Origin of the sequence: Streptomyces sp. NPDC056883, from assembly GCF_042788835.1 — a bacterium.
Taxonomy (GTDB): domain Bacteria; phylum Actinomycetota; class Actinomycetes; order Streptomycetales; family Streptomycetaceae; genus Streptomyces; species Streptomyces stoeckheimensis.
Map to the genome: position 1 here is coordinate 41,132 of NZ_JBHUBS010000026.1, position 8,396 is coordinate 49,527.

Below are 8,396 nucleotides of genomic sequence, written 5' to 3' on the forward strand. Positions count from 1 at the left end.
TGTGGCAGGGTCGTGAGCGCCCAGGTCAGCGGCTGCGCAACGCTGGGCGAGACGATCCTCGGCCGACGAATCGAGTCGCACGTGTCCTACCTGGTCCGCCACCGCCCCACCGCCGCCCCCGCCCTGCGCCTTGTGTGCTTCCCCCACGCGGGCGGCGGCGCGAACTTCTTCCGTGACTGGCACCGGCACCTGGAGCCTTCGGTCGACGTCGTGGCCGTGCGGTACCCGGGGCGCGAGAACCGCATCGACGAACCGCTGATCCCGACGATGGACGCGCTGTCGCCGCAGATCGCCGAGGCACTCCTGGCCGAAGCTCCCGTACCCACGGTGTTCCTCGGCCACAGCATGGGCGCGGCCGTGGCCTACGAGACCCTCCTGCGCCTCGAAGCCGCGGGGGCGGACCACGTCACGCGCCTGTGCGTCTCGGGCCGCGCACTCGCGCCGCGGCCCGCCGCCCCGACCGCTCCGGCCGCTCCGCGCACGGACGAGGAGCTGATCGCGGCCGTCACCTCGCTCGGCGGACCCCACGTGCAGATCTGGCAGGACCCGGACCTGCGCGAGCTGTTCCTGCCGATCGTGCGCAACGACTTCCACCTGATCGACACCTACCGCCGCCGCGAGGAGTCTCCGCTGCTGCGGGCAGGCGTCATGGCCCTCACGGGTGACCGCGACCCCCGTGTCACCGCGGGCGCACAGGAGTGGTCGACGGTCACCACGGGCGCCTTCACGTCCCACGTCTTCGAGGGGGACCACTTCTACCTCGTCCCCCATGCGGAGCAGGTCGCCCGTCTGGCCGTGGCCCGTCAGGATGCCTGAGATACCGAGGGAGCTTCCCCGCCGCCCCGAACGGGTACGACTCACTGGTAGCACCGACCGGTAAGCACCCCCTCTCTCGGCGGCGAGGTGAGCCCGCTCATGTCCGCAACACAGCCTGCACAGCCCGTCCCGCCCGCACAGCCCGCACAGCCCAAGGTGACCGAGCGCGAGGCACGGCAGGTCGCGGAAGCGGCCCGGGAACAGAACTGGCAGCGGCCGAGCTTCGCCAAGGAGCTGTTCCTCGGACGGTTCCGGCTGGACCTGATCCACCCCCACCCGCTCCCCGCCGAGGAGGACGTCCGGCGCGGGGAGGCCTTCCTGGCCCGGATGCGGGAGTTCTGCGAGACCTCCGTCGACGGAGCGCGCATCGAGCGCGAGGCGAAGATCCCCGACGAGACCGTGCGCGGGCTCAAGGAGCTCGGCGCGCTCGGCATGAAGATCGACCCGAAGTACGGGGGCCTCGGCCTCACCCAGGTGTACTACAACAAGGCGCTCGCCCTCGTCGGCTCCGTGAGCCCGGCCATCGGCGCCCTGCTCTCCGCCCACCAGTCGATCGGCGTGCCCCAGCCGCTGAAGATGTTCGGCACCCAGGAGCAGAAGGACGCCTACCTGCCGCGCTGCGCGACCACCGCCATCAGCGCCTTCCTCCTCACCGAGCCGGACGTCGGCTCCGACCCGGCGCGCCTGGCCACCACGGCGGTCCCGGACGGGGAGGACGCGTACGTCCTGGACGGCGTGAAGCTCTGGACCACCAACGGGGTCGTCGCCGATCTGCTCGTCGTCATGGCCCGGGTCCCCAAGAGCGAGAACCACCGCGGCGGGATCACCGCCTTCGTCGTCGAGGCCGACTCGCCGGGCATCACCGTCGAGCACCGCAACGCCTTCATGGGCCTGCGCGGCCTGGAGAACGGCGTGACCCGCTTCCACCAGGTCCGGGTCCCGGCCGCCCAGCGCATCGGCGCCGAGGGTGCCGGGCTGAAGATCGCGCTGACCACGCTGAACACCGGCCGGCTGTCGTTGCCCGCCATGTGCGTGGGCGCGGGGAAGTGGTGCCTGAAGATCGCCCGCGAATGGTCCGGCGTACGCGAACAGTGGGGGCGGCCCGTCGCCCGGCACGAGGCGGTCGGCGCGAAGATCTCCTTCATCGCGGCCACCACCTTCGCCCTGGAGGCCGTGGTCGACCTGGCCTCCCAGATGGCCGACGAGGACCGCAACGACATCCGCATCGAAGCCGCCCTGGCCAAGCTCTACGGCTCCGAGATGGCCTGCCTGATGGCCGACGAGCTGGTCCAGATCCGCGGCGGGCGCGGCTTCGAGACCGCCGAGTCCCTCGCGGCCCGCGGCGAGCGGGCCGTCCCGGCCGAGCAGATGCTCCGCGACCTTCGCATCAACCGGATCTTCGAGGGATCCACCGAGATCATGCACCTGCTGATCGCCCGCGAGGCCGTGGACGCCCACCTGTCCGTGGCCGGCGACCTGATCGACCCGGAGAAGGCCCTGGGGGACAAGGCGAAGGCGGGCGCCCGCGCCGCCGGGTTCTACGCCCGCTGGCTGCCGCAGCTCGCCACCGGCGCCGGCCAGGTCCCCGGCACCTACCGGGCCTTCCACCCGAGCGGCCACCCCGACCTCGCCACCCATCTGCGCTACGTCGAACGCGGGTCGCGCAAACTCGCCCGCTCGACCTTCTACGCGATGTCCCGCTGGCAGGGCCGGATGGAGACCAAGCAGGGATTCCTCGGCCGGATCGTCGACATCGGCGCCGAGCTCTTCGCGATGAGCGCGGCCTGCGTGCGCGCCGAGCACCTGCGGGCCTCCGGCGAGCACGGCCGCGAGGCCTACCAGCTGGCCGACGCCTTCTGCCGGCAGTCCCGGCTCCGCGTGGAGGAGCTCTTCGGGCGGCTCTGGGACAACACCGACGACCTGGACCGCAAGGTCGTGGCCGGCGTCCTGTCCGGCACCTACACCTGGCTGGAGGAGGGCATCCTCGACCCCTCCGGCGACGGCCCGTGGATCGCCGATGCCGCCCCCGGCCCCTCAACCCGCAAAAACGTCCACCGGCCGCTGCGCTGACCTGCAATCATCGCCGGACGTCGGAGAGACGTACGAGGATGAGTACGCGTACGAGTACGACCACGGGTATGAGTACGGGTACGCGTACCGAGCACAGCGCGAGGCGGACGAGAACGATGCCGACGGCCGAGGAAGACCGCACCAGCCGACGGCTGGCCTGGTGCGTGGCGCACCTGCTGCGCCACGCACCGGACCACGTCGTCACCGACATGATCGGCCGGCTCGACGAGCCCGCCTTCAAGTACCTGTGCCGGGACGAATGGCTGGCGGCCTCGACCGTCACCCTGTTGCTCCGCCACGGAAGCGCGGCCGACCGGGCCTACGTCGCCCGCAACCCCCGCGTCGTCGGCCGGCCGCTGCCCGGCCTGCCCGGGCCCGCCCGGTACGCCCGCCGCCGGACCCCGCCGGAACTCCTGCCGGTGCTCCGCACCGAGCTCGGCCGCGAGGCCGGCGAGGAGCTGCTCGGCGCGGCCGAGCTCATAGGCCTGCTCCGCCGGCACGGCCGGCGCGGGCCGCGGGTACCGCTGGACATCCTGACGCTCCGCCACCATCCGGACCCGGAGCTGCTGCTCGCCGAACACCTCCGCCGGCCGCTGCCGGCCGGATCCGTCGAAGCCCTGCTGCTCGTCGAGGACCTGCCCCGGGAGACCGTCCACGGGCTGCTCGCCGCCGCGGCGGCGGACGAGCCCTCCTGGCACCGGCCCGCCGTCCGCGCCGTGCGGATGGGCCGGGTCACGCACGAGGAGCTCGTCGCCCACGTGGCCCCCGCGCACCGCACCCTGCTGCTCACCGACCTGACCGGGGCCCGCGGCCTGCGCTGGACCCTGCCCGAGCGGACGGGGATGCGCACGGCCGTCGCCCGGGCGCTGCGCCCCCTGCGCGACGACCCCCGGCTCTGGGCGGAACTGCTGCGCCACGCCCCCGCCTTCTCCGGCACCCTGCCGGTCCTGGTGGCCCGGATCGTGCGCGGCACCCTGCCGGAGCCCGCCGCGGGACCACCGGTCCCCGGGCTCGCCGAGGCGGTGCGCTCCGTGGCCCCCGGGACCGCCGAGCCCGTCGCGGGCGTGGACCGCGAACTGGCACTGGCCAGCCTCGCGGTGCCCATGGAGTGCGCCCAGGAGGACATCCGGTGGGTGCGCGACTGCCTCGCCCGCGGGCTCCTCACCGGCGAGGACGTGATCCGGCACAAGGCGCCCGCCTGCTGGGCCCTGGACGAGGACCACTGGCTGGGTGAGGTGGACCACCCCGACCGCCACGAGCCGCCCGCCCCGGTGCTCGCCGCACGGGCCGAGGCCGACCGGCTGTTCGCGCTGGCCCTGGGCTCCGATCCGGACGCCTGGTGGCGGGTGGCCCGTGCCCTCCCGGACTTCGCCGGGACGCTCCCGCACCTTCTCCTTCGGGTAACGGAGGGGGGCTCCGTGTCCGGGCGCCCCTGAGTTGCGGCAACAATGGGTCCATGAGCGACCGCCCATCCCCCCTCGCCGATCCGCACCTCCTCTTCGACCCCGCGGCCGGCCGTCGGGACATCGTCATCCTCGGCTCCACCGGGTCCATCGGGACCCAGGCCATCGACCTCGCCCTGCGCCACCCGGACCGGTTCCGGGTCACGGCCCTGTCCGCCGCCGGCGGCCGGGTCGCGCTGCTGGCCGAGCAGGCCAGGCTGCTGCGCGTGAACACCGTGGCCGTCGCGCGCGAAGACGTCGTACCGGCCCTCAAGGAGGCGCTGGACGCCGAGTACGGTGCCGGTGAGCCGCTGCCCGAGATCCTCGTCGGCCCGGACGCGGCCACCGAACTCGCCGCCTCCGAGTGCCACACCGTGCTCAACGGCATCACCGGCTCCATCGGCCTCGCGCCCACCCTCGCCGCGCTGCGGGCCGGGCGGACCCTGGCCCTCGCGAACAAGGAATCGCTGATCGTCGGCGGCCCGCTGGTGAAGGCCCTGGCGAAGCCGGGCCAGATCATCCCGGTCGACTCCGAGCACGCGGCGCTCTTCCAGGCCCTCGCCGCGGGCACCCGCGCCGAGGTGCGCAAGCTCGTGGTCACCGCCTCCGGCGGGCCCTTCCGCGGCCGCACCCGCGCCGAGCTGGCCTCGGTCACGGTGGAGGACGCCCTGGCCCACCCGACCTGGGCGATGGGCCCGGTGATCACCGTCAACTCGGCGACCCTGGTCAACAAGGGCCTGGAGGTCATCGAGGCGCACCTGCTCTACGACATCCCCTTCGAGCGGATTGAGGTCGTGGTCCACCCGCAGTCGTACGTGCACTCCATGGTGGAGTTCACGGACGGCTCCACGCTGGCCCAGGCCACCCCGCCGGACATGCGCGGCCCGATCGCGATCGGCCTCGGCTGGCCCCAGCGGGTCCCGGACGCGTCCACCGCCTTCGACTGGACCAAGGCGTCCACCTGGGAGTTCTTCCCGCTGGACACCGAGGCCTTCCCGTCGGTGGGCCTGGCCCGGCACGTCGGCACCCTGGGCGGTACCGCGCCCGCCGTGTTCAATGCGGCGAACGAGGAGTGCGTAGAGGCGTTCCTGGCCGGTCGGCTCCCGTTCACAGCAATCATGGATACGGTCTCTGCCGTGGTCGATGAACACGGGACCCCGGCCAAGGGAACTTCCCTCACGGTCGAGGACGTCCTTGAAGCGGAGACCTGGGCCAGGGCCCGGGCACAGGAGATGGCGGCACGGGCCGCCCTGGAGGCGCGCGCATGACCCTACTGCTGACCTTGATCGGCGTGCTCGTCTTCGTGGTGGGGCTGCTCTTCTCCATCGCCTGGCACGAGCTCGGCCACCTCTCCACGGCCAAGCTCTTCGGCATCCGCGTGCCCCAGTACATGGTCGGCTTCGGCAAGACCATCTGGTCGCGCAAGAAGGGCGACACCGAGTACGGGCTCAAGGCCATCCCGATGGGCGGCTACATCCGCATGATCGGGATGTTCCCGCCGGGCGAGGACGGCAAGGTCACCGCCCGCTCCACGTCGCCGTTCCGCTCGATGATCGAGGACGCGCGCTCGGCGGCGTACGAGGAACTGCAGCCGGGCGACGAATCGCGGCTCTTCTACACGCGCAAGCCGTGGAAGCGCGTGATCGTGATGTTCGCGGGTCCGTTCATGAACCTGGTCCTGGCGATGGCGATCTTCTTCGGTGTGTGGATGACCTTCGGGGTCCAGCAGACGACCACCCAGGTCCAGACCGTCACCGACTGCGTGATCAAGCAGAGCGAGAACCGCGACACCTGCAAGGCCGGCGACCCGGCGGCCCCGGCCAAGGCCGCGGGCGTGAAGGCGGGCGACAAGATCGTGGCCTTCCAGGGCAAGCCGGTCGAGGACTGGGACACCCTCCAGAAGGACATCCGGAACACCATCGGACCCGCCACCCTCACCGTCCTGCGCGACGGGCAGAAGGTCACCCTGAACGCGAGCCTCGTGGAGAACCGCGTGGGCAAGACCGACGGCCACGGCGGCTACGTCAAGGGCGAGTACGTCTCGGCCGGCTACCTCGGCGTCGGCCCGAAGTCCGTGATCGCCCCGCTCACCTTCACCCAGTCCGCGGAGCGGGTCGGCGAGGTCGTCCAGAGCAGCGTGCAGGGCCTGGCCGATCTCCCGGGCAAGATCCCGGCCCTGTGGAACTCGGTCTTCAACGGGGCCGAGCGGGAGGCCGACTCCCCGATGGGCATCGTCGGCGCGGCCCGGATCAACGGGGAGATCGCGACCCTGGACATCCCGAGCGAGCAGCGGATGTCGATCATGCTGAACGTGCTGGGCATGTTCAACCTCTCCCTCTTCCTGTTCAACATGCTGCCCTTGCTGCCGCTCGACGGCGGTCACATCGCGGGCGCCCTGTGGGAGTCGGTGCGGCGGGCCTTCGCCCGGGTCTTCCGGCGCGCCGACCCGGGCCCGTTCGACGTGGCGAAGCTGATGCCCGCCGCGTACGTGGTGGCCGGGGTCTTCCTCTGCTTCACGTTGCTGGTGCTGGCCGCGGACGTGGTCAACCCCATCAAAATCACCTGATCGAAAGATCGGCTGATCGTCGTACGGGACACCCCTACCGCACGGGGACCGGAGCCGGGCACGCATCGTGCCCGGCTCCCTACGTTCGGGTGGCACACCCCCTGCGATGCGCGGGAGACGGGCCGGTTGGCGTAATCTCGGACGCTGGGGACCGCCGATCCCGGCACCTATATCCACACCCTTGGGGTTGCACAGCAGATGACTGCCATCTCTCTCGGAATGCCGGCCGTGCCGACGAAGCTCGCCGACCGCAGGGTCAGCCGCAAGATCCAGGTCGGCTCGGTGGCCGTCGGCGGTGACGCCCAAATCTCCGTGCAGTCGATGACCACCACCCGGACCTCCGACATCGGGGCCACCCTCCAGCAGATCGCGGAGCTGACCGCGTCCGGCTGTGACATCGTCCGCGTGGCCTGCCCGACGCAGGACGACGCCGACGCGCTCGCGGTGATCGCGAAGAAGTCGAACATCCCGGTCATCGCCGACATCCACTTCCAGCCGAAGTACGTGTTCGCCGCGATCGACGCGGGCTGCGCCGCCGTCCGCGTGAACCCGGGCAACATCAAGCAGTTCGACGACAAGGTCAAGGAGATCGCGCGGGCCGCCAAGGACGCCGGCACCCCGATCCGGATCGGCGTCAACGCCGGCTCGCTCGACGCGCGACTGCTGAAGAAGTACGGCAAGGCCACTCCCGAAGCGCTGGTCGAGTCCGCGCTGTGGGAGGCCTCCCTCTTCGAGGAGCACGGCTTCAGCGACATCAAGATCTCGGTCAAGCACAACGACCCGGTGGTCATGGTCAACGCCTACCGGCAGCTGGCCGCCCAGTGCACCTACCCGCTGCACCTCGGCGTCACCGAGGCCGGCCCGGCGTTCCAGGGCACGATCAAGTCCGCCGTCGCCTTCGGCGCACTGCTCTCCGAGGGCATCGGCGACACCATCCGCGTCTCCCTGTCGGCCCCGCCGGTGGAGGAGATCAAGGTCGGCATCCAGATCCTGGAATCGCTGAACCTCAAGCCGCGCCGTCTGGAGATCGTCTCCTGCCCGTCCTGCGGGCGCGCCCAGGTGGACGTCTACAAGCTGGCCGAGGAGGTCACGGCGGGCCTGGAGGGCATGGAGGTCCCGCTGCGCGTCGCGGTCATGGGCTGCGTCGTCAACGGCCCCGGCGAGGCCCGTGAGGCCGACCTGGGCGTCGCCTCCGGCAACGGCAAGGGCCAGATCTTCGTCAAGGGCGAGGTCATCAAGACCGTTCCCGAGTCGAAGATCGTCGAGACCCTCATCGAAGAGGCGATGAAGATCGCCGAGCAGATGGAGAAGGACGGCGTGATGTCGGGCGAGCCGACCGTCGCGATCGGCGTCTAGTGTCCCGCCGGTAGTTTCCCGCTGGTCCTGCGTGACGGGCCCGGGGGGGGGGGGGGGGGGGGGGGTCGGGGGGGGGGGGGGGGGGGGGGAGGGGACGACCCAGAAAAAAAAGAAAAGGAGGGGGGAGGAAAACCGGGGCGGGATGG

The 8,396-nt window shown here is 71.6% G+C and carries 6 protein-coding genes; all 6 read left to right on the plus strand.

Translation table 11 applies throughout. The features are described 5' to 3' along the window. Positions 1-12 precede the first annotated feature (12 nt). Complete coding sequence (locus ACFRU2_RS38180; RefSeq protein ID WP_382980918.1) at positions 13-816, plus strand: thioesterase II family protein; 804 nt, start codon at positions 13-15, stop codon at positions 814-816. Between the two features lie 99 nt (positions 817-915). Then, positions 916-2,886 (plus strand): acyl-CoA dehydrogenase family protein, encoded by a 1,971-nt coding sequence (locus tag ACFRU2_RS38185; protein WP_382980919.1) that lies wholly within the window; start codon positions 916-918, stop codon positions 2,884-2,886. A gap of 116 nt (positions 2,887-3,002) precedes the next feature. After that, complete coding sequence (locus ACFRU2_RS38190; RefSeq protein ID WP_382980920.1) at positions 3,003-4,322, plus strand: hypothetical protein; 1,320 nt, start codon at positions 3,003-3,005, stop codon at positions 4,320-4,322. Between the two features lie 20 nt (positions 4,323-4,342). Beyond that, the gene (gene dxr / locus ACFRU2_RS38195; RefSeq protein ID WP_382980921.1) at positions 4,343-5,596 is read left to right on the plus strand and encodes a 1-deoxy-D-xylulose-5-phosphate reductoisomerase; all 1,254 of its coding nucleotides are present in this window, start codon (positions 4,343-4,345) and stop codon (positions 5,594-5,596) included. Beyond that, the gene (locus tag ACFRU2_RS38200; protein WP_382980922.1) at positions 5,593-6,894 is read left to right on the plus strand and encodes a M50 family metallopeptidase; all 1,302 of its coding nucleotides are present in this window, start codon (positions 5,593-5,595) and stop codon (positions 6,892-6,894) included. The genes dxr and ACFRU2_RS38200 overlap by 4 nt, the downstream gene beginning before the upstream one ends. A gap of 198 nt (positions 6,895-7,092) precedes the next feature. Then, positions 7,093-8,250, plus strand: coding sequence for a flavodoxin-dependent (E)-4-hydroxy-3-methylbut-2-enyl-diphosphate synthase (gene ispG, locus ACFRU2_RS38205; protein WP_243337575.1), 1,158 nt, complete (start codon positions 7,093-7,095; stop codon positions 8,248-8,250). Positions 8,251-8,396: the final 146 nt, after the last annotated feature.

Bases quoted from the DNA above. Each gene is read 5' to 3' on its own strand.
- ACFRU2_RS38185 (WP_382980919.1), top strand. From the start codon at position 916: ATGTCCGCAACACAGCCTGCACAGCCCGTCCCGCCCGCACAGCCCGCA.
- ACFRU2_RS38190 (WP_382980920.1), top strand. From the start codon at position 3,003: ATGCCGACGGCCGAGGAAGACCGCACCAGCCGACGGCTGGCCTGGTGC.
- dxr (WP_382980921.1), top strand. From the start codon at position 4,343: ATGAGCGACCGCCCATCCCCCCTCGCCGATCCGCACCTCCTCTTCGAC.
- ACFRU2_RS38200 (WP_382980922.1), top strand. From the start codon at position 5,593: ATGACCCTACTGCTGACCTTGATCGGCGTGCTCGTCTTCGTGGTGGGG.
- ispG (WP_243337575.1), top strand. From the start codon at position 7,093: ATGACTGCCATCTCTCTCGGAATGCCGGCCGTGCCGACGAAGCTCGCC.